Source organism: Kribbella sp. VKM Ac-2568 (assembly GCF_004345365.1).
Classification (GTDB): Bacteria; Actinomycetota; Actinomycetes; order Propionibacteriales; family Kribbellaceae; genus Kribbella; species Kribbella orskensis.
Genome location: NZ_SLVF01000017.1, coordinates 106,516 through 124,603 on the forward strand (window position 1 = coordinate 106,516; position 18,088 = coordinate 124,603).

Consider the following 18,088-nt stretch of genomic DNA (forward strand, 5'->3'; position numbering starts at 1 on the left):
GGTTGGCAGGCCCGGCCGACCGCCAACGATGACAGGTCGGACCGACAGTCCGCATCTTTCGACACGCCTTGTTGAGGGGTCAGTCGTCTCCGGCTGACGAGCACCCAGGCGTTCACACCTCGAGGAGTAACCCATGGCTGTCCCGGTCGACGCTCCGGTCGTGTCCCCCCGGCGCGCGGCCGCCGCCTTGACGGTGCTGGCGGTCTCGACGTTCACGTTCGTCACCACCGAGGTCCTGCCGATGGGACTTCTCACGGTGATGGCGGACGACCTCGACCGGTCCCGATCACAGGTCGGGCACCTCGTCACCGGCTATGCGGTCGTCGTGGTGCTCGCCTCCCTGCCCCTCGCCCGCGTCACCCAGAAACTGCCGCGCAGGCTCGTGCTGACCGCCACCCTCGGCGTCTTCGGTGCGGCGACGCTGCTGTCGGCATTCGCCCCCAGCTACCCGGTTCTGTTCGCCGCGCGCCTCGTCATCGGGCTCACCCAGGCCCTGTTCTGGTCTGTGGTCGCACCGGCCGCCGTCGGGCTGTTCTCGCCTGAACGCCGCGGCCGCGTCGTCGCCCGCCTAGCCATCGGAACTTCGCTCGCTCCCGTGCTGGGCATCCCCTTGGGCACGTGGCTCGGTCAGCAGGCGGGCTGGCGGACGCCGTTCGTCGTGATGGGCGCACTGGGCCTCCTGGCCTGTGCCGGCATCGCGGTGCTCCTGCCTACGATCGCCCCAGCGGACAGTAACTCGGCCCGTGGGAGCGCTCCGGACCTCCGCAGGTACCTGCTCCTCATCTTCAGCTCCGCGGTCGCTGTCACCGGACTCCTGACCGTCAACACCTACGTCGCGCCGTTCCTCCTCGATGTCAGCGGTTTCTCACCTGCCCTGCTCGGGCCGGTCCTGCTCGCCACCGGACTCGGTGGACTGGTCGGCACACTGGTGGTCGGGACACTCCTCGACCGGCACCCGTGGGCCGCAGTCGTCTGGCCACTCGGGCTCGCCACCTGCGCCCTACTCAGCCTCTTCGCCCTGGGCCAGTACCAGCCGGTGGCCATCGCCCTGCTCACGGCGATCGGCGTAGCTTTCAGCGCGTTCGCCGTCGCCGGGCAGAACAGGACCCTCGACGTAGCACCGGGCAGTACCGACATCGCTCTGGCAGGCAGCAGTTCCGCCTTCAACGTCGGTATCGCAGGGGGCGCGCTGATCGGTGGACTGCTGATCGACAACACAGGCGTGCGCAGCATCGCGCTGGTGGGGGGCCTGCTGACAGCCATGGCTGTCGCAGCCATGCTCACCGAACCCTGGCTGGCTCGCCGGTCCGGGAGCACCACTGGCCCCGGTGAGCCTGATCGCTATTTCCTCGATGACGAAGGCTTCGTGGCAGAGTGCCGCCATGACCGACGCCTTCGTGAAGGAGAGGCACGATGCTCCGCCCGGGTTCTTCGAGGTCGAGGCCGCCGGTCTGCGCTGGCTAGACGTCGCCGGCGGCGTCCCGGTGGCGCGGCCGCTGCAGGTGTCCCCCGGCCGCCTGGCGACCCCACGACTGAATCCGGTGCCACCGACGGGCGCTGCCGCTGACGAGTTCGGCCGGCGGCTGGCGGTCCTGCATGACACCGGCGCGCGCCACTTCGGCGTACCGCCCGATGGGTGGGAGACCGACGGCTACATCGGCACGATCGAGTTGCCGCACACTCTGGAACCCACAACGGCGTGGGGTGAGTTCTACGCGTCTCTGCGGGTCCGGCCGTATCTACGGATGGCCTACGACCAGGGCACGATCGACGACCACCAGCTGGTCGTCTTCGAGCGCCTGTGCCGCAGGTTGACGGACGGCGCGTATGACGACCCGGCGGAGCAGCCGTGCCGGATCCACGGTGACCTGTGGTCGGGCAACGTCTTCTGGACCGCCGACGGAGTGCACCTGATCGACCCGGCGGCTCACGGCGGCCACCGCGAGACGGACCTGGCCATGCTCGGGCTGTTCGGCATACCCCAGTTGGAGCGAGTACTGCGCGCCTACAACGAGGCCCATCCCCTGACGGACGGCTGGCGGGATCGGGTCGGCCTGCACCGGCTCCACCCGCTGCTGACGCATGTGGTGATGTTCGGCTCGTCGTACGTGCCCCAAGCCCTGGCGATAGCGCGGAAGTACGACTGAGCTCGCCGTACGCGCGAGTAATGCAGGGAGATTGCCGAAAGATCTTGACTGGGGCTGTGAGCAGACGTTCACTTCGAGTCATGACACGACTCGCCCGCCCCAGCCGTCGGGTCTCGCTGGCCGGCCTCCTCACAGCCGCCCTGCTAGCGACTCCCCTGATCGCCACCACCACGCCGGCCGCGGCCCAGCCGCAGGCCGCCTCCACGCCCGCCCTGATCCCCAAGCCGGTGTCTCAGCAGGCTCTCGACGGCCAGGACTTCACCCTGAAGCCCTGGAGCATCGTGGGCGTCGCGTCGAGCGCCAAGGAGAGCCGGGCCGCCCGCAAGGTCGCAGACCAGCTCACTGCTCAGCTGCGACGCTCTACCGGCTACCCGCTGCCGGTGATCCCGCTTGTGCCGGGGGTGGCCGACGTGAAGCTGTCCACCAACGGCCCGGCCTCTCTCGGGGCCGAGGGATACCAGTTGCGCGTCGACCGCTCCGCGGTGAGCGTGACGGCGGCAACCCCCGAGGGCCTGTACCGCGGAGTCACCACGCTCCGGCAGCTACTGCCCGCCAAGGCCGACGCCGCCCGGCGTCAGACCGGCCCCTGGCGGGTTGCCGGCACTACGATCGCCGACTCCCCGCGGTACGGGTATCGCGGCGCCATGCTCGACGTATCCCGGCACTTCTTCTCGGTAACCGAGGTGAAGCGCTACATCGACCTCATCTCGCTCTACAAGCTGAACAAGCTCCACCTGCACCTCTCGGACGACCAGGGCTGGCGGATCCAGGTGGACTCCTGGCCGAGGCTCACGACGTACGGGGGCAGCCTGGAGGTCAACGGCACGCCCGGCGGCTCGTACACCAAGGCGGACTTCGCCGAGATCGTCCGGTACGCCGCCGACCACTATCTGACGGTGATCCCGGAGATCGACACCCCGGGTCACACCAACGCGGCGCTGGCGTCGTACGCCGACCTGAACTGCGACGGGGTGGCTCCGCCGCTCTACACCGGCACGGACGTGGGCTTCAGCTCGCTCTGCGTCGGCAAGGACATCACGTACAGCTTCCTGGACGACGTGTTCCGCGAGGTCGCGCAGCAGGCGCCCGGCGACGTCATCCACCTGGGCGGCGACGAGGCGCACTCCACGCCGCACTCGGACTACCTCACCTTCGTCCCGAAGGCGGCCGCACTCGTCACCAAGCAGCACAAGCGGGTCATGGGATGGCAGGAGATCGCCGAGACACCCCTGCCCGCCGGCAGCATCGCGCAGTACTGGGGCACCGACGACGCGCGGTCGCAGGAACTGGCCCGCAAGGCTGCTGCCCAGGGCGCCCAGGTCGTGATGTCTCCGGCGAACCGGGCGTACCTGGACATGAAGTACGACGACAGCACGCCGTACGGGCAGGACTGGGCCGGGCTGGTCGACGTGAAGACGGCGTACGACTGGAACCCGTCCACGCTGGTCCCCGACCTGCCGGAGAGCGCTGTCGCCGGGGTTGAGGCGCCGATCTGGACGGAGACGCTGGACGACCTCGACAAGCTCGAGTACATGGCGTTCCCGCGTCTGCCAGGTGTGGCCGAGTTGGGCTGGTCGCAGGCCTCCGCGCTCGACTGGACCGCCTACAAGGACCGCCTGGGCGCCCAGGGCTCCCGCTGGGACATCCTCAGCGTCAACTTCTACCGTGCGCCCGAGATCAACTGGCGCTAGATCAACTGGTACTAGATCAGCTGGCGCCGGCTAGGCTCCGCCGCCTGGCTCCTGGGACTGCAGCACTCGGTCCAGGAGCCAGGCGGTCTCCTGATCGAGGTCCTGCTCGGCCAGAGTCAGCTCCGTCGGCTCCGCGTCGTCGCTGTCGCGTACCTGGAGCTGGTAGACGTACCTGTCGGGCTGCGGGCGCCCGGAACCCAGCCGCGCCTGGTCCAGGCCGCGGGCGACCCGTTCGAGCCGCTCCGCGTCCGGATCAGCCGACGTGTCGAGCTCGCCCCGGGCCATCAGGCCGGCGAAACCACCGCTGCGTACCACTCTGAGGATCAATCCCGGGCCTTCCGTCCGCGTCGTACCAAACCTTTGCCCGCGCCGCGCCGGTTGTCCAGCGCCGTACGACACGCCGGACGAATTCACAGCGGACTTGCGGCCATTACCCGGCGTATAGGGCCCGTTGTCCACCCTTGTCGGGGTCCGGAACCGCTGTCACAGGCCTGTCTGAGCGCGAAACAGCAGGTCGGCGGGGGGTTCGTTGTCTATGGGCCAGGCCGGGCCGGCCCCGCGGAAACCGGTCATCCGGGCGACGTGAAAGCCACGGAGCGTGGCGGGCTGCAACTTTCCGCGACACGTGTTCGCGGTCACCCCCCACACGAGGCTCGAGATCGGCTACAGTTATCGCGTTGCAGTTTTGGACTCCCACTGACTTTCGCTGTGCTGTACGGCCGGTTTCGTCGTCTGGGGCCTTTCGGCGACACGCGGTTCATGAGGTGTGGATCGCGTCTTGTTACAAGCCATCAAGGAGATAGACAACAATGGCTGTCGGTACTGTCAAGTGGTTCAACGCTGACAAGGGCTTCGGCTTCATCACCCCGGATGACGGTGGCGCGGACGTGTTCGCGCACTACTCGGCCATCCAGACCTCGGGCTTCCGCTCGCTGGACGAGAACCAGCGCGTCGAGTTCGAGATCACCCAGGGCCAGAAGGGCCTGCAGGCGGAGAACATCCGCCCGATCTGATCTCAGGATCAGGACCTTCTAAGAACTGAATAACGAGAGGGCCGCTCACCGACCGGTGAGCGGCCCTTCGCTTGCGCCCTTTCGCCAGGCCCCGAGGATCGGTCACAGTTTCCCGCGGGGTACCTGTCCGGCGTGAGGAGACAGATGACGAAGGAAGACCGTCCCGGCGACTACCGGCGCAGGGAAGAGGACGAGGGCGAGCGCCTCGACAGGCACTGGAACGAGTTGCTGCAGGAACTCCGGCTGGCCCAGACCGGCACCCAGATCCTGTTCGCGTTCCTGCTCAGCATCGCCTTCACCAACCGGTTCCAGGATGCGGACGCGTTCACCCACGACGTCTACGCCGGCACCCTGATCGCCTCCGCCCTGGCGATGGGCCTGTTCCTGGCGCCGGTGTCATTCCACCGGATCGTGTTCCAGAAGAAGCTGCGAGACCGGATGATCCCGATCGCGCACCACCTGACCAGTGGCGGCCTGGTGCTCCTGATGCTCGCGATCTGCGGCGGCGTGCTGCTGGCGATCGACGTGGTACTGAACCGCACGGTCGCGATCGTCACCGTGGCGCTCGTGCTCGCTTGGTTCGTCGGCTTCTGGTACGTCCTGCCCGCCTACGTCCGACGCGCTAGCGAAGACGAGGAATGACCTCGGTCGCGATCTGCTCGAGGGTGTCCTCGCTACCGGCGTAGACACCTTCGGCGCGGGGCCAGTGGGTGATGACGTCGGTGAAGCCAAGGTCCGCCGCGCGCCCGACGACGTCCTCGAAGGCGTCGACGCTGCTCAGGGAGTAACGCGCCGAGTCCAGCGCGAGGTACCGGTCGAACGGCCGTCCCTCCTCCAGTACGTCGTCCAGCCGGTGGCTGAGGTCGCGCACCGAGGAGAACCAGGTCTCGAAGTCGGCCGACTTCAGCCCGGTGGTCACCCAGCCGGCGCCGTACCTGGTGGCCAGGCGGAGGGAGCGCGGGCCGTTCGCCGCCATGATGAAGGGCACCCGCGGTTGCTGGACACACCCGGGCAGCGTGCGCGCGTTCCGGGTCTCGAAGTACTCGCCTTGGTGGTCGACGCCGTCCGTGGTGAGCAACGTGTCGAGCAGCCCGACGAACTCCTCGAGCCGGTCGACCTTCTGCCGTGCCGTCAACTCGTCGCCGCCGAGGATGGTCTGGTCGATCCCGCCGCCGGAGCCGATCCCGCAGAGGAAGCGGCCCTGCGAGATGTCGTCCAGGGCGAGGATCTCGCGGGTCAGCGTCAGCGGGTGCCGGAAGTTCGGCGAGGTGACGAACGTGCCGAGCGTGATCGTCGAGGTCACCAGCGCCGCCGCGGTGAGCGTCTGCGTGGTCCCGTACCACGGGGAGTCCTGCAGGCCGTGCCACGTGAGGTGGTCGTAGGTCCAGGCGTGATCGAAGCCGAGCTCCTCGGCACGTCGCCACTTCGACTCCGCCTCGGACCAGCGGTACTCCGGCAGGATCGTGATTCCGAATCGCATGATTCGCACAGTAGCGGGTACGCCCGCGGGCGGCAGTGGCAGCGCGACTCGCCGATGTGGCCGACGCCACGATGGTTGCGTTTCGCCACGATCTTCGGCACGGTCGTAGCGCAATCCCCCTAGCTGGCCGTTCGTGCTGCTCGCCTCGGGCTTCGTCGTGTACGTGCTCTGGCTCGCGGTTGCCAAGGGCATCCAATGGCTGTCGAACACTGGTGGATCTCGTGGACGCCGTTCGTCGGCATGTTCATCGCGCGGATCAGCCGCGGCCGGACGATCCGCCAGTTCGTCACCGGCGTCATGCTGGTGCCGTCGCTGGTCAGCCTGATGCGCGAGCCGTAGGAATAAATTGAGTGTTCAACTACATTGGAAGGAGAAAGAACCCGAGAGGCGGAGACGACGATGAGTGACACCCTGCATGTCAGCCGGACGCCGGTGCTGTACCTGAGCCACGGCGCGCCGCCGCTGGCCGACGACCGGCAGTGGACGGCAGAGCTCGCCGCTGTCTCCGCCGGCTTCACCAAGCCGAAGGCGATCCTGATCGTGTCGGCACACTGGGAGGCGGCGCCGCTCACCCTCGCCGCGACCGAGACCGTGCCGCTGCTGTACGACTTCTGGGGCTTCCCGGAGCGCTACTACCAGGTCCAGTACGCCGCCCCGGGCGCGCCGGAGCTCGCCGACCAGGTCCGCAAACTGCTGCACTCCCCCGCGACTCCCGTGTACGACGACCCGACGCGCGGGCTGGACCACGGCGCATACGTGCCGTTGAAGGAGATGTACCCCGAGGCGGACATCCCCGTCCTGCAGGTGTCGATGCCCACGCTGGACCCGAAGCAGTTGTTCGACATCGGCCGCAAACTGGCGCCGCTCCGCGACCAGGGCGTGCTGATCGTCGGCAGCGGGTTCACCACGCACAACCTGAGCGCGGTCAACCTCGGCGGCTCGCCCGACGGCGCCGCACCGAACTGGTCGATCGAGTTCGACGACTGGGCCAGGCGAGCACTCGCCGCCCAAGACATCGACTCGCTGATCGACTTCCTGCACAAGGGACCGGCCGCCTCGATCGCACACCCGCGGACCGAGCACTTCGCGCCGCTGTTCGTGTCGCTCGGCGCCGCCGAGGACTCGGTCGGCTCGGCCGACACCGTGGTGGACGGCTTCTGGTACGGCCTGTCCAAGCGCTCCTGGCAGCTCGGCTGACCGTTCCTGCCCTTGCGTCCGAAGAACCGAGGGCTATGACCTCGGCTTCTTCGGACGCAAGCGGGTTGGCGGACACTAGCGGGTTGGGGTGTCGAAGGTCGCGAGGTGGGTGGTGCCGATGCTGCTCAGCCACACCTTCCCGTCGCGCTCCCGTACTCCGGTGGGCATCCGGAAGTCCGGGTGCTTGCCCCGGAGATCGTGGACCAGGTTCCCGTCGTCGTCGTACGCCTGGATCTCGATGATGTCGGCCGCCTTCGGCTTCAGCGACTCGGGCAGGCCCCAGACCACCTTGCGCAGTACCGGCGGTTTGGGCAGCAGGAAGTCCAGCAGGGCGTTGCGCGGTGAGCCGACCGCGACCCAGATCAGCCCGTCCGAGCCGCGCGCGATGTTGTCCGGCAGGCCGGGGATCCTCGTGACCAGTTCGGGCTCGGCGTCCTCGGTGGTCAGGTCGAGCTTGAACAGGCCGTAGCTCGCGGTCTCGGCGAAGAACAACGTGGTCTGGTCACCGCTCAGCGCGACCCCGTTGGGGAACGAGCGGTTCGTCGTCAGGCGGGTGAGCTCGCCGGCCGGGGTGAGCCGGTAGAGGCTGCCAGTGCTGGAGTGCTCGAGCAGGTCCGCCATCCACTCGTCGATGCCGAACCGGGTGGACGAGTCGGTGAAGTAGATCGTGCCGTCGGGCAGGATGTCCGCGTTGTTGCAGAATTTCATCGGCCGGCCGTCGATCTCGGCGAGCAGCGTGGTGATCCGCCCGTCCTTGTCGAGCGTCAGCAGCCCGCGGTTCGCGTCGCAGATCAGCACCTTGCCATCCGGGAGCCACTCCAGGCCGAGCGGACGCCCACCGGTGTCGGCCAGCACGCTGATCGCGCTGCCGTCGGCACTGACCCGGAGGATCCGGCCGTCCAGCAGGCCGGTCAGGACGCTGCCGTCCTCGTCGATCAACGCGTCCTCGGGTCCGGTGCCCGGCAACCCGACGGTCCGTACTTCGATCCGCTGCGGTTGGCGGGCCACGGGAGCGGCCGGAGGTGTCCAGCGAACAGGAGCGATGCTCGACTTCGGGCTCATGACCCGACAGTAACGGCTGACGCCGTCAACAGATCGAAAACAATCCGGAAGGGGTGCCGGACAGAGTGAGGGCCATCAGAACTCTCCAGCCCAGTTCTCACTCAGTCCTGAAGGAGCCCACGATGTTCACCTTCACCCGTACCGTCGAAGCAGCCCCGGACCAGGTGGTCCGTTCCTTCACCGACCCGGCGTACTTCGCGCAGTGGTTCGTCGCGGAAGGTTTCACCACGCCGGCCGATCGCGTCGCCATCGATGTCCGTCCAGGCGGGACCATCTCGGCGGTCTTCGTTGCCACGCAGGACGGCACCGAGGTCCCGTTCTCCTTGAAGTTCGGTGATCTCGATGTGCCCCGGACCCTCGTCATCCATCTGTCCGGGCCTGACGAGGTCGTCACTGTGACGTTGCGCGAACTCGCGGCGGACCGGACCGAGCTGACCTACCACAGCTCCGGCCTGACCCCGGAACAGCAGTCCGAGGTCGAGTCCGGCGTATCCCACATGCTCGACCTACTGGCCGAATCGCACCGCTCGGACCCGGCCTGAGCCGCACTACTCGCTCAGCCGGGTCGCTTGGTGGGCGCGCTACTCGCCCGTGGAGCCGTCCAGGCGTTCGCGGAGGAGGTCGGCGTGGCCGTTGTGGCGGGCGTACTCCTCGATCATGTGAGCGAGCACCCAGCGCAGCGTGTACCGCTTGCCGTTGTCCTCGACGGTGTGCCCGGGATCAAGATCCTTGACCACCGATCGCGCTCGCTCGACGGCTTCGTCGTACCGGTGCAGGTCCGCGTGGTACTGCGCGGGGTCCAGACCGATCCAGTCGCCTTCGGGATTCTCGGGCGAGGAGTACGCGTAGACGACCGGCTCGTCGGTGAAGGTGCCGACCGACCAGTCGAGCTCGACCTCGGTCAGGTGCCGGATCAGGCCGTGCAGCGTCATCGACGAGGGGTCGATCGCCGCGGTGCCGAGCTGCACCGGGGTCAGGCCTTCGCACTTCCAGCGGAGCGTGGCGCGCTGGAAGTCGAGAAAGCCGACCAGCGTCTCCTTCTCCCCCGCGTCCGTGGGCGGATCAGGTCTGCCGTTGAGGTCCATGCCCGGAACCTACCGTCCAGAACCGACAGCCGCTGACCAACGGCAGTTGGCCTGGCTGCGTCAGGTGGGCCCCGGGCTGCCTAGGAGGTGGCGGGTGAGGGTGTCCTGGGAGGAGAGGAGTTCGCCGGCGGCGGCGCGGAGTTCGGCATCACCGACCGAGCCGGATCCGTTCTCAGCGGCGAGCAGCACGGCACGCCGTACGAGCTCTCTCGCGAACGAGGCGGTGGTTCCTTCGGTCTGGGCGACCACCTCGTCGACGGCGGACTGGCTGAACTCGAGTCCGGGTCCGTAGAGCGACAGCAGGCGCGCCCGCCCTTCGGAGTCCGGCAGTGGCACCTCCACCGCGAGGTCGATCCGCCCCGGCCGCTGCACCAGCGCGGGCTCGAGGACGTCCGCGCGGTTGGTCGTGAGCAGGAAGGCCACGTCCGCTTCCTCGGCAAGACCGTCCATCTCGTTGAGCACCTGGAAGAGCAGGGCGTTGCCGCCTTGGAAGTGGTCCCGCGATTCGGCGATCAGGTCACAGTCCTCCAGCACAACCAGCGCCGGCTCGAGCATCCGGGCGAGCGCACAAGCCTCAGCGATGTACCTGATGCTGATGCCGGCGAGCAGCACGACGGTGAACGAGGGGAGCCGGGACAGCAGATACCGGACCGTGTGGGTCTTGCCCGTCCCCGGCGGTCCGTAGAGGAGGACTCCACGGCGAAGATGCTGGCCCGCGCGCAGCAGCGTCTCGCGGTGTTCCGCGACGCCGATCACCTCACGTTCGACCCGCTCGAGGACGCCCGGCGGCAGCACCACGTCGTCCCTGCTGAGGCTCGGCCGCCGGTGCAGCAGGAACGGCCCGACGCCCTTGCCGAAGTCGTGCCCCTCGAAGGACACCACCTTGCCGCGGAACACGTTGTGCTCCTGGATGAGATCGGGCAGAGCACGCAGGAAGCGCTCTCCGGCTACCTTGCCGGTGGCAAGCACCTCCAGCTGCACGGTCATCCGGCCGTACTGCGGGTTGGCCTTGCGCAGCAGCGCGACGTACCGGTCGTCGCCCTGGACACCGAGGTAGAACCCGAAGGCGACGCAGTCCATCCGCTCATCCACGTCGACGGAGATCCGCTCGTAGTCGACCGCACCCACACCGTACTGGCGTTGCTCGGCGACCTCGAGCAGTTCCGACAGGGTGTAGTGGTTCCGGTCCTGTCCGGCCAGCCCGATCACCTCGAAGGTGTCGAACCACGCCTCCAGCGCCAGTTGCACGTTCGGTAGGTCGAACGCCGGGAACCCGGACTCGACCACCGGCAGCCCCTCCGGATCGACGCCGAGATGAGCCAGCAACCGCTCTCTCAAGTTCTCCCGGCCCGCCCCGACCCGCGGCAACTGCATCCGCTCCAGGAACCCGGTGAACAACCTGGCGAACTCGTCGATCTCTTCGCGCTCGCGTAACTGCTCGTGCTCGGGCATCGGGTCCCCCAGTTCGGATGGTGGCCGTACCGGAGGATCCTCCGATACGGCGTATAGGCTCTCCACCATGACATCGACTGAGTCCACTGCCCGTCCGTACAGCACTTTCCCGGTACGGATCGGCGTTCAGGTTCAGCCCCAGCACGCCGAGTACGCCGACATCCGGCGGACCGTCGCCGCGGCCGAGGAGATCGGCGTCGACGTGGCGTTCAACTGGGACCACTTCTACCCGCTCTCGGGTGAGCCGGACGGCCTGCACTTCGAGGCCTGGACCATGCTCGCCGCCTGGGCGGAAGCGACCGAACGGGTCGAGATCGGCGCCCTGGTCACCTGCAACTCCTACCGCAACCCCGACCTGCTCGCCGACATGGCGCGGACGGTCGACCACATCAGCGACGGCCGGCTGATCCTCGGCATCGGGTCCGGCTGGTTCCAGCGGGACTACGACGAGTACGGCTACGAGTTCGGTACGGCGGGCGGCCGGCTGGACGCGCTCGGCGAGGCGCTGCCGCGGATCGAGCAGCGCTGGACCAAGCTCAACCCGAAGCCGACCCGCGACATCCCGGTGCTGATCGGCGGTGGCGGCGAGAAGAAGACGCTGAAGCTCGTCGCGCAGCACGCGAACATCTGGCACGGCTTCGGCGACGCCGAGACGATCGCGCACAAGCACGACGTGCTCGACGGGCACTGCAAGACGATCGGCCGCGACCCGGGCGAGATCGAGCGCTCGGCCGGCGTCGGCGACAAGACCCCCGAGGAGCTGGGCAAGTCCCTGCTCGACGTGGGCACCCGGCTGTTCACCATCAGCACCTCCGGCCCGGACTACGACCTCGGCCTGGTCCGCGACTGGGTCGCCTGGCGCGACGAGGTCAACGGCCAGGTCTGACCACCTGCCGCCCGCGGTCCGCAGTACCGGCGTACTCCGGACCGCGGGCGTGGCGGTGGCGCCTGGCTTCGCTAGGATTTCCGCCATGCCTACGCTGCCTACGAACGGTTCGGTGCTGCCCATCACGCGGTGGGGCGAGGACGTCATGCACCGGCTGAACAAGCCCGTCACCGAGTTCGGCGAGGACCTGCACAAGCTCGTCGCGGACATGGTCGCGACGATGAACGCCGCCGAAGGTGTCGGCCTGGCCGCGAACCAGGTCGGGGTCGACCTGCAACTGTTCGTGTTCGACTGCCCCGACAAGGACGGCGTGCAGCACCAGGGCGTCGTCTGCAACCCGGTCGTCGAGCTCCCCGAGGGCAAGGACCGCCAGTTGGACGAAGGCGAGGAGGGCTGCCTCTCGCTGCCCGGGGCGTTCACCAAGTGCGTCCGCCCGGACTGGGCCCGCGTGACCGGCGTCGACGAGAACGGCGAACCGGTCACCTACGAAGGCACCGGCCTCTTGGCCCGATGCCTGCAGCACGAGACGGACCATACCCAGGGCACCGTGTTCGGCGACCGCCTCTCCCGCAAGTACCGCAAGCGCCTCTACGCCGAAGCCGAGGAGCTCGCCCCCGACTACCCGTCCGACTGGCCCGTCTCCCCCATGCTCCACCCCGAGGACCACCAGGAAGAGGAAGGCCTCAACGCCTGACCTGTACTCCGCGTCCGCCGGAGGCGCGTTCGCACGGCCAGGCGGGCGCTCACCACAGGGACGATTTGAGGTCGTCCTCGAGGATGGTGGCGACGGTCTCGTCGGGGGTCTGGGCGGTGGTGTCCAGCCAGAGGCCTCGGCGGGGTGTGTCGGTGAGGCCGGTCTGCAGAGCTTTGACGGCGTCCGCGAGAGTGCCGCCAGGTGGTTGCCAGTCGCGGTAGGAGTTGGAGCCTCGGGCCAGTTCGCGTTCGACGATCGAGTCGACGGACGGGGTCAGGACGACCAGGTGCGGCTCGGCCAGGTCGGCGACGGAGTCGAGCCAGCGGGTGACGTCGTCGCCCATCATGATGTCGGAGCAGACGAAGTCGAAGCCGGCCTCCAGGTAGTGCCGGGCGACAAGGGCGGTTGCTCCGTAGCGGAGGTGGAGTTGGCGGACCGCCCCGTCGGAAGGCTCGGGCGTCATCACCGCTGCCCCGGCGACGACCGCGTGGTAGAACACGTCGCCGTCGATGGTGGCGGCGGGTGGACCGAGACTGGCGGCGAGCAGTGGGGCGATGGTGGACTTCCCGGCGGCCTGCATTCCGGTGATCAGCACGACTTTCCGCATGACGGCCATCCCATCACGAGCGTCCAACGGTTTTCGGCCATAAACTGCGGCAGTGAGTGGAGCGTCGCGAGGCTCAGGTCCCAGACGGCCGGTCACGCTCGACGATGTCGCGCGGGAGGCGGGTGTCTCGCAGCCGACCGCGTCCCGAGTTCTCAACGGCTCCTCCCGCAAGGTGGCCGAGAGCTATCGCGAGCGGGTCCTCCACGCGGCCCGCGAGCTCGGGTACACCCCGAATCTCCCCGCCCAGGCGATGGCCCGCGGTACGTCGCGAACGATCGCGCTGGTGATCAGCCTGATCTCGGACCCGTACTTCTCCGCGATGGCGGCCGAGATCATGAAGCAGGCGGAGACGCTGGGCCTGCACGTGTCGATCGCCGTCACCGAGCGGCAGGCGGATCGCGAGCTCGACCTGGTGCGTGAACTCCGTGGTCAGCAGCCGCGAGCGATCATCCTGGCCGGCTCCGGATACGTCGATCCGCCGTCCGAGCAGCAACTCGTCGACGAGCTCCAGCGGTACGAGGAGACCGGCGGCCGGGTCGTCCTGATCAGCCGGTCGGACCTGCCGTTCGAGACCGTCGACTTCGACAACCACGAAGGAGCCCGGCAGTTGGCACTCCAGCTCGCCGGGCTCGGCTACCAGCGTTGCCTCGTGCTGGGCAGTGGCACTCCCCTGCTGAGCATGCAGCGACGCGTCGAGGGATTCGTCGCCGGTCTGGAGGAATCGGGGGTCGCGGACGCCGGCTCCCGGGTGCACCACCCCGGCTTCAGCTGGTCCGGAGCCCGCGAGTTCGTCCTCGGCCTGGGCGACGACCAGCTCCGCGACCTGCAACTGGTGTTCGCCGTCACCGACGACATGGCGCTCGGCGCACTCGCCGGTCTGCGCGAACGCGGTCTCCGCATCCCCGAAGACCTCGGCGTCGCCGGCTTCGACGACATCACCACGCTCCGGGACGTAGTACCGAACCTCACCACCGTCCACGTGGCCCTGGACGCCGTCGCCGAGGAAGCCGTCCACCGAGCCACCACCACCGACGCGAACCCCACTCGCCGAACCGCCCCCGCCTACCCCGTACTCCGCGCCAGCACCCCGCCGCTCACGACCTGACCTCGCGGCTCTAGGACTTGAGAGCGGCTTCCTGCTGGAGGTTGGACCAGGCGGCGGCCGTGATCGAGTAGATGACCGCGTCGAAGGGGACGCCGTCCTCGACGAGTTCGGCGGCATGGTCGAAGGTCATCCCGATCCGCTTCATCACCGCGATGCTCCGGAGGTTCGGCGCGTCGGTGATCGAGATGACCCGCGGCAGGTCGAGTTCGGTGAACGCGTAGGCCAGCCACGACTTGGCCGCCTCCGTCGCGTAGCCATGGCCCCAGTATTCCCGGGCTAACCGCCAGCCCAGCTCCATCTCATCGGGGTACCAGGGCTCCCGTTGCAGGCCCCCCGCCCCGAGGAACGCGCCGTCGGATCTGCGCTCGATCGCGAGGAAGCCGATCCCCTCGGCCTCGTGCTGCGCGTTCACCGCCCCGGCGATCCAGTCCGACTTCTCGCGGGTGAGCGGCTCGCCGCCCAGGAACTCCATCACCTCGGGATCGGCGTTCATCGCGGCCCACGCCGGCAGGTCCTCGTCGCGGAACGGCCTCAGCACCAGGCGGTCCGTCGTACGCATGGCGCCTCCTCGGCCGGGTCAGGGTCGCGTGGCGTAGAAGGCGACCGCTGCCGACGATGCCACGTTCAGGGAGTCGACGCCGCCGGACATCGGGATCCGCACGGTCAGGTCGGCCTGCGCGAGCACGTGCGGCTTCAACCCGTGGCCCTCGGTCCCGAAGATCAGCGCGAGTTTGTCGTCGTGCCGGGCCACCAGTTCGTCCAGGCTGATCGAGTCGTCGGACAAGGCGAAGCCGGCGGCTACGAACCGGTGTTCCTGCAACTGAGCAAGGTCTCCCGGCCAACTGGTCAACCGCGTCCAAGGCACCTGGAAGACCGTCCCCATCGACACCTTCACCGACCGCCGGTACAGCGGATCCGCACAGGTCGGCGACACCAGCACCGCGTCGACCCCCATCGCCGCGGCCGCCCGGAACCCGGCCCCGACGTTCGTGTGATCGACGATGTCGTCGAAGATCGCGACCCGCGCACGCTCACCCAGTCCTTCGAGCAGGACCTCCAGCCCGACCGAAGCTCGACGCTTGTACGACGCGAGCGCACCCCGGTGCACGTGGAATCCTGTCACCTTCTCGGCCAGTTCCTCCGACACCACATAGACCGGCACCGAAGGCCACTTGTCCAGCACGTCCTGCAAGGTATCCAGCCAGCGCGGCGCCAGCAGGAACGATCGCGGCTCGTACCCCGCTTCGGCCGCCCGCCGGATCACCTTGGCGCCCTCGGCGATGAACAGCCCGTGCTCCTCCTCGAGCAGCCGGCGCAGGTTCACCTCCCGCAGTTGGACGTAGTCCGCCAGCCGCTCGTCCGCGGCATCGTCGAGCGGGAGCAACCGGCTCATGACACCTGCGCGGCCACGTCGACGACGTTGCCGATGACAACGATCGCCGGGGCGCCGACACCGGCGGCGGCCATCGTGGCGGCGATACCGGCCAGGTCGGACCTGACCATCTGCTGGCCCGGAAGGGTGCCGTCGGCAATCGCCGCGGCGGGTGTCGAGGCCGGTCGGCCGTGCTCCATCAGCGTCGCCGCGATGGCCGGCAGATTCTCCACCGCCATCAGCAACACCAGCGTCCCGGAGAGCTGAGCAAGCGCCTGCCAGTTGATCAGCGAGTCCGGGTGACCCGGCGGGATGTGCCCGGACACCACCGTGAACTCATGCGTCACCCCGCGATGCGTCACCGGGATCCCGGCCACGGCAGGCACCGAGATCGAACTCGTGATCCCCGGCACCACTGTCCACGGCACTCCGGCCTCGGCACAGGCGAGCGCCTCTTCGAAGCCCCGCCCGAAGACGTAAGGATCGCCGCCCTTCAACCGTACGACGACCTTGCCCTGCAGTGCACGATCGACCAGGATCCGGTTGATCTCCTCCTGCTGCGCGGATCGCCCACGGGGAAGCTTCGCCGCGTCGATCAACTCGACGTCCGAGTGCAACTCCTCCAGCAAGGGCTGCGGCGCCAGCCGATCGGCGACGACCACGTCAGCCTCGGCGAGCAACCGCCGTCCGCGCACGGTGATCAGGTCGGGATCGCCCGGTCCACCGCCGACGAGGTATACGCCAGGCTGCTTGGCCAGCGAGTCGCGAGCCCCGAGCGCACCCGTCCGGAGTTCTTCCAGGATCGCGTCCCGTACGGCGGCCGACCGCCGGTGGTCACCGCCACCCAGTACGCCGATCGTTACCTGGTCGTGCTGCCCGGAAGCGGGAGTCCAGGCGGTCGCGCGGGACCGGTCGTCGGAGCGAACGCAGAAGATGCGCCGCTCCTCTGCCTCCGCGGACACCTGATCGTTGACCGCGGCATCATCCGTCGCCACCACCACGTACCACGCACCGTCGAGGTCGCCCTCGGCGTAACCGCGTTCGACCCAGCGCAGGTCCGGGTTCGTCAGCAGACCCTCGATGGTCGGCGTGATCGCCGGCGAGATCAGGTCGATCTGGGCGCCCGTCTCGAGCAGCCTGGGCAACCGGCGCTGCGCGACCCCGCCACCGCCGACCACCACGACGCGGCGGCCGGTCAGCACCAGCCCGGACAGGTACGGCGCGGGTTCCGTCACGCGTCGTCCTCCGCGGTGATCCCGGCGGACTCGAACGTCGCCATCTCGGCCAGCGCCCGGACCGCGCAGGTCAGAATCGGGTAGGCCAGTACCGCGCCGGTGCCCTCGCCCAGGCGCAGGTCGAGATCCACCAGCGGCTGCAGGCCGAGCGTCTTCAGCGCCACCGCGTGACCAGGCTCGGCCGAGCGGTGCCCGGCGACGCAGTACTCGATGACTGCCGGGTGGAGCGCCTGGGCGACCAGGGCGGCCGCACCCGCGATCACCCCGTCGAGGATCACCGGCACCCTGTTCGCGGCTCCACCGAGGATGTACCCGGCGAGCGCGGCGTGCTCCAGACCGCCGTACGCCGAAAGCGCTCCCAGCGGATCCGAGGCCGGTACGGCGTGCAACGCCAGGGCGGAGCGGACCACCGAGGTCTTGTGGGCCAGGGTGGCGTCGTCGATCCCGGTCCCCCGGCCGGTCACGTCGTCGGCGGTCATCCCGGTGAAGGTGGCGATCAGCGCGGCGGAGGCGGTCGTGTTCGCGATCCCCATGTCGCCGGTGAGCAGGCAGCGGTAGCCGTCGCGGACGAGGTTGTCCGCGAGTTCGAAGCCCACCGTGACCGCGGCCAGCACCTCCTCCTCAGAGAGCGCTTTCTCCGTCGCGAGATCGCGGGTCCCGGGGCGCACCTTGGCGTGCACGATGTCCAGCCCGTCCACGTCGCTCGCCACCCCGACGTCCACCACCCGGACGTCGACCCGGTTGTTCACGGCGAACGCGTTCACCGCGGCGCCGCCGGCAGCGAAGTTCGCCAGCATGGCGGCGGTCACTGTCTGTGGCCAGGGTGAGACACCCTGGGCGTGCACACCGTGGTCGGCCGCGAACACCGTGACGACGGCAGGGCTCGGCACCGCAGGCGGGCAGGAGGCGGTCATCCCGGCCACTCGGACGGACAGTTCCTCGAGCACGCCGAGGGAACCAACCGGTTTTGTCAGCGCGAGCTGACGCTCCGTGGCGGCGCGCATCGCCTGCTCGTCCGCCGGCCCGATCCGGGCCAGAAACTCCTCCACCGCTGGTGCCTCC

At 68.7% G+C, this 18,088-nt stretch carries 19 protein-coding genes and 2 pseudogenes; 11 read left to right on the plus strand and 10 right to left on the minus strand.

Features of this window, described 5'->3' with window-relative positions; genetic code table 11:
• Positions 1-133: 133 nt before the first annotated feature.
• The 3 genes and pseudogenes from EV648_RS44505 to EV648_RS37125 all read left to right on the plus strand — a co-directional run.
• Positions 134-1,111, plus strand: a pseudogene (locus EV648_RS44505) (MFS transporter); the annotation flags it as partial.
• Positions 1,112-1,382: 271 nt separating this feature from the next.
• Complete coding sequence (locus tag EV648_RS37120; RefSeq protein WP_241995980.1) at positions 1,383-2,147, plus strand: fructosamine kinase family protein; 765 nt, start codon at positions 1,383-1,385, stop codon at positions 2,145-2,147.
• An 80-nt stretch (positions 2,148-2,227) separates the two neighbouring features.
• On the plus strand, positions 2,228-3,838 hold the full coding sequence (locus tag EV648_RS37125; protein WP_132300263.1) for a beta-N-acetylhexosaminidase: 1,611 nt from the start codon (positions 2,228-2,230) through the stop codon (positions 3,836-3,838).
• A gap of 30 nt (positions 3,839-3,868) precedes the next feature.
• On the opposite strand, the gene EV648_RS37130 is transcribed toward EV648_RS37125, so the two are convergent.
• On the minus strand, positions 3,869-4,165 hold the full coding sequence (locus tag EV648_RS37130) for a protealysin inhibitor emfourin (protein ID WP_241995982.1): 297 nt from the start codon (positions 4,163-4,165) through the stop codon (positions 3,869-3,871).
• Positions 4,166-4,647: 482 nt separating this feature from the next.
• Between EV648_RS37130 and EV648_RS37135 the strand changes: the two genes are divergently transcribed.
• Both EV648_RS37135 and EV648_RS37140 read left to right on the plus strand, forming a co-directional pair.
• The gene (locus EV648_RS37135) at positions 4,648-4,851 is read left to right on the plus strand and encodes a cold-shock protein (RefSeq protein WP_012921273.1); all 204 of its coding nucleotides are present in this window, start codon (positions 4,648-4,650) and stop codon (positions 4,849-4,851) included.
• A gap of 144 nt (positions 4,852-4,995) precedes the next feature.
• Positions 4,996-5,493, plus strand: a complete 498-nt coding sequence (locus tag EV648_RS37140) for a DUF6328 family protein (RefSeq protein ID WP_132300265.1) — start codon at positions 4,996-4,998, stop codon at positions 5,491-5,493.
• Here EV648_RS37140 and EV648_RS37145 read toward each other — a convergent pair.
• Positions 5,474-6,331: an LLM class flavin-dependent oxidoreductase gene (locus EV648_RS37145; RefSeq protein WP_132300267.1), complete on the minus strand. Its 858-nt coding sequence runs from the start codon at positions 6,329-6,331 to the stop codon at positions 5,474-5,476. The two genes, EV648_RS37140 and EV648_RS37145, sit on opposite strands and share 20 nt — an antisense overlap.
• A gap of 210 nt (positions 6,332-6,541) precedes the next feature.
• Here EV648_RS37145 and EV648_RS37150 point away from each other — a divergent pair.
• Together EV648_RS37150 and EV648_RS37155 are read left to right on the plus strand one after the other, a co-directional pair.
• Positions 6,542-6,649 (plus strand): annotated as a pseudogene (locus EV648_RS37150) (BCCT family transporter); the annotation flags it as partial.
• A gap of 81 nt (positions 6,650-6,730) precedes the next feature.
• Complete coding sequence (locus EV648_RS37155) at positions 6,731-7,528, plus strand: dioxygenase (protein WP_132300269.1); 798 nt, start codon at positions 6,731-6,733, stop codon at positions 7,526-7,528.
• Positions 7,529-7,603: 75 nt separating this feature from the next.
• Here EV648_RS37155 and EV648_RS37160 read toward each other — a convergent pair whose 3' ends face one another.
• Positions 7,604-8,590: an SMP-30/gluconolactonase/LRE family protein gene (locus EV648_RS37160; protein WP_241995984.1), complete on the minus strand. Its 987-nt coding sequence runs from the start codon at positions 8,588-8,590 to the stop codon at positions 7,604-7,606.
• Between the two features lie 122 nt (positions 8,591-8,712).
• Here EV648_RS37160 and EV648_RS37165 point away from each other — a divergent pair, with 122 nt between their 5' ends.
• The gene (locus tag EV648_RS37165; RefSeq protein WP_132300271.1) at positions 8,713-9,132 is read left to right on the plus strand and encodes an SRPBCC domain-containing protein; all 420 of its coding nucleotides are present in this window, start codon (positions 8,713-8,715) and stop codon (positions 9,130-9,132) included.
• Between the two features lie 39 nt (positions 9,133-9,171).
• Here the strand turns inward: EV648_RS37165 and EV648_RS37170 are convergent, their stop codons facing one another.
• Positions 9,172-9,675, minus strand: coding sequence for a DinB family protein (locus EV648_RS37170; RefSeq protein WP_132300273.1), 504 nt, complete (start codon positions 9,673-9,675; stop codon positions 9,172-9,174).
• A gap of 60 nt (positions 9,676-9,735) precedes the next feature.
• The gene (locus EV648_RS37175; RefSeq protein ID WP_132300275.1) at positions 9,736-11,127 is read right to left on the minus strand and encodes an ATP-binding protein; all 1,392 of its coding nucleotides are present in this window, start codon (positions 11,125-11,127) and stop codon (positions 9,736-9,738) included.
• 67 nt (positions 11,128-11,194) lie between these two features.
• Here EV648_RS37175 and EV648_RS37180 point away from each other — a divergent pair, with 67 nt between their 5' ends.
• Positions 11,195-12,013, plus strand: a complete 819-nt coding sequence (locus EV648_RS37180; RefSeq protein ID WP_132300277.1) for an LLM class F420-dependent oxidoreductase — start codon at positions 11,195-11,197, stop codon at positions 12,011-12,013.
• A gap of 85 nt (positions 12,014-12,098) precedes the next feature.
• Complete coding sequence (gene def, locus EV648_RS37185; protein WP_132300279.1) at positions 12,099-12,707, plus strand: peptide deformylase; 609 nt, start codon at positions 12,099-12,101, stop codon at positions 12,705-12,707.
• Positions 12,708-12,756: 49 nt separating this feature from the next.
• Here def and EV648_RS37190 read toward each other — a convergent pair whose 3' ends face one another.
• Positions 12,757-13,314, minus strand: a complete 558-nt coding sequence (locus EV648_RS37190; RefSeq protein WP_241995993.1) for an AAA family ATPase — start codon at positions 13,312-13,314, stop codon at positions 12,757-12,759.
• Positions 13,315-13,366: 52 nt separating this feature from the next.
• On the opposite strand from EV648_RS37190, the gene EV648_RS37195 reads away from it, so the two are divergent.
• The gene (locus tag EV648_RS37195; protein WP_132300283.1) at positions 13,367-14,419 is read left to right on the plus strand and encodes a LacI family DNA-binding transcriptional regulator; all 1,053 of its coding nucleotides are present in this window, start codon (positions 13,367-13,369) and stop codon (positions 14,417-14,419) included.
• Between the two features lie 10 nt (positions 14,420-14,429).
• On the opposite strand, the gene EV648_RS37200 is transcribed toward EV648_RS37195, so the two are convergent.
• Genes EV648_RS37200 through cobT form a run of 4 tightly spaced genes read right to left on the minus strand, consistent with a single transcriptional unit; the run spans position 14,430 to position 18,075 of the window.
• A complete protein-coding gene (locus tag EV648_RS37200) occupies positions 14,430-14,978 on the minus strand; it encodes a GNAT family N-acetyltransferase (RefSeq protein WP_132300285.1) in 549 nt (182 codons plus the stop codon).
• Between the two features lie 18 nt (positions 14,979-14,996).
• Positions 14,997-15,812 (minus strand): RNA methyltransferase, encoded by an 816-nt coding sequence (locus tag EV648_RS37205; protein WP_132300287.1) that lies wholly within the window; start codon positions 15,810-15,812, stop codon positions 14,997-14,999.
• On the minus strand, positions 15,809-17,026 hold the full coding sequence (gene cobA / locus EV648_RS37210) for a uroporphyrinogen-III C-methyltransferase (protein WP_132300289.1): 1,218 nt from the start codon (positions 17,024-17,026) through the stop codon (positions 15,809-15,811). The genes EV648_RS37205 and cobA overlap by 4 nt, the downstream gene beginning before the upstream one ends.
• A complete protein-coding gene (gene cobT, locus EV648_RS37215; protein WP_132300291.1) occupies positions 17,023-18,075 on the minus strand; it encodes a nicotinate-nucleotide--dimethylbenzimidazole phosphoribosyltransferase in 1,053 nt (350 codons plus the stop codon). The genes cobA and cobT overlap by 4 nt, the downstream gene beginning before the upstream one ends.
• Positions 18,076-18,088: the final 13 nt, after the last annotated feature.

Excerpts from the sequence above, each read along its gene's own strand:
- EV648_RS37120 (WP_241995980.1), top strand. The coding sequence starts at position 1,383 with ATGACCGACGCCTTCGTGAAGGAGAGGCACGATGCTCCGCCCGGGTTC.
- EV648_RS37140 (WP_132300265.1), top strand. The coding sequence starts at position 4,996 with ATGACGAAGGAAGACCGTCCCGGCGACTACCGGCGCAGGGAAGAGGAC.
- EV648_RS37155 (WP_132300269.1), top strand. The coding sequence starts at position 6,731 with ATGAGTGACACCCTGCATGTCAGCCGGACGCCGGTGCTGTACCTGAGC.
- EV648_RS37160 (WP_241995984.1), bottom strand. The coding sequence starts at position 8,590 with ATGAGCCCGAAGTCGAGCATCGCTCCTGTTCGCTGGACACCTCCGGCC.
- EV648_RS37145 (WP_132300267.1), bottom strand. The coding sequence starts at position 6,331 with ATGCGATTCGGAATCACGATCCTGCCGGAGTACCGCTGGTCCGAGGCG.
- EV648_RS37180 (WP_132300277.1), top strand. The coding sequence starts at position 11,195 with ATGACATCGACTGAGTCCACTGCCCGTCCGTACAGCACTTTCCCGGTA.
- def (WP_132300279.1), top strand. The coding sequence starts at position 12,099 with ATGCCTACGCTGCCTACGAACGGTTCGGTGCTGCCCATCACGCGGTGG.
- EV648_RS37135 (WP_012921273.1), top strand. The coding sequence starts at position 4,648 with ATGGCTGTCGGTACTGTCAAGTGGTTCAACGCTGACAAGGGCTTCGGC.
- EV648_RS37200 (WP_132300285.1), bottom strand. The coding sequence starts at position 14,978 with ATGCGTACGACGGACCGCCTGGTGCTGAGGCCGTTCCGCGACGAGGAC.
- EV648_RS37205 (WP_132300287.1), bottom strand. The coding sequence starts at position 15,812 with ATGAGCCGGTTGCTCCCGCTCGACGATGCCGCGGACGAGCGGCTGGCG.
- EV648_RS37190 (WP_241995993.1), bottom strand. The coding sequence starts at position 13,314 with ATGCGGAAAGTCGTGCTGATCACCGGAATGCAGGCCGCCGGGAAGTCC.
- EV648_RS37170 (WP_132300273.1), bottom strand. The coding sequence starts at position 9,675 with ATGGACCTCAACGGCAGACCTGATCCGCCCACGGACGCGGGGGAGAAG.
- EV648_RS37175 (WP_132300275.1), bottom strand. The coding sequence starts at position 11,127 with ATGCCCGAGCACGAGCAGTTACGCGAGCGCGAAGAGATCGACGAGTTC.
- EV648_RS37125 (WP_132300263.1), top strand. The coding sequence starts at position 2,228 with ATGACACGACTCGCCCGCCCCAGCCGTCGGGTCTCGCTGGCCGGCCTC.
- EV648_RS37165 (WP_132300271.1), top strand. The coding sequence starts at position 8,713 with ATGTTCACCTTCACCCGTACCGTCGAAGCAGCCCCGGACCAGGTGGTC.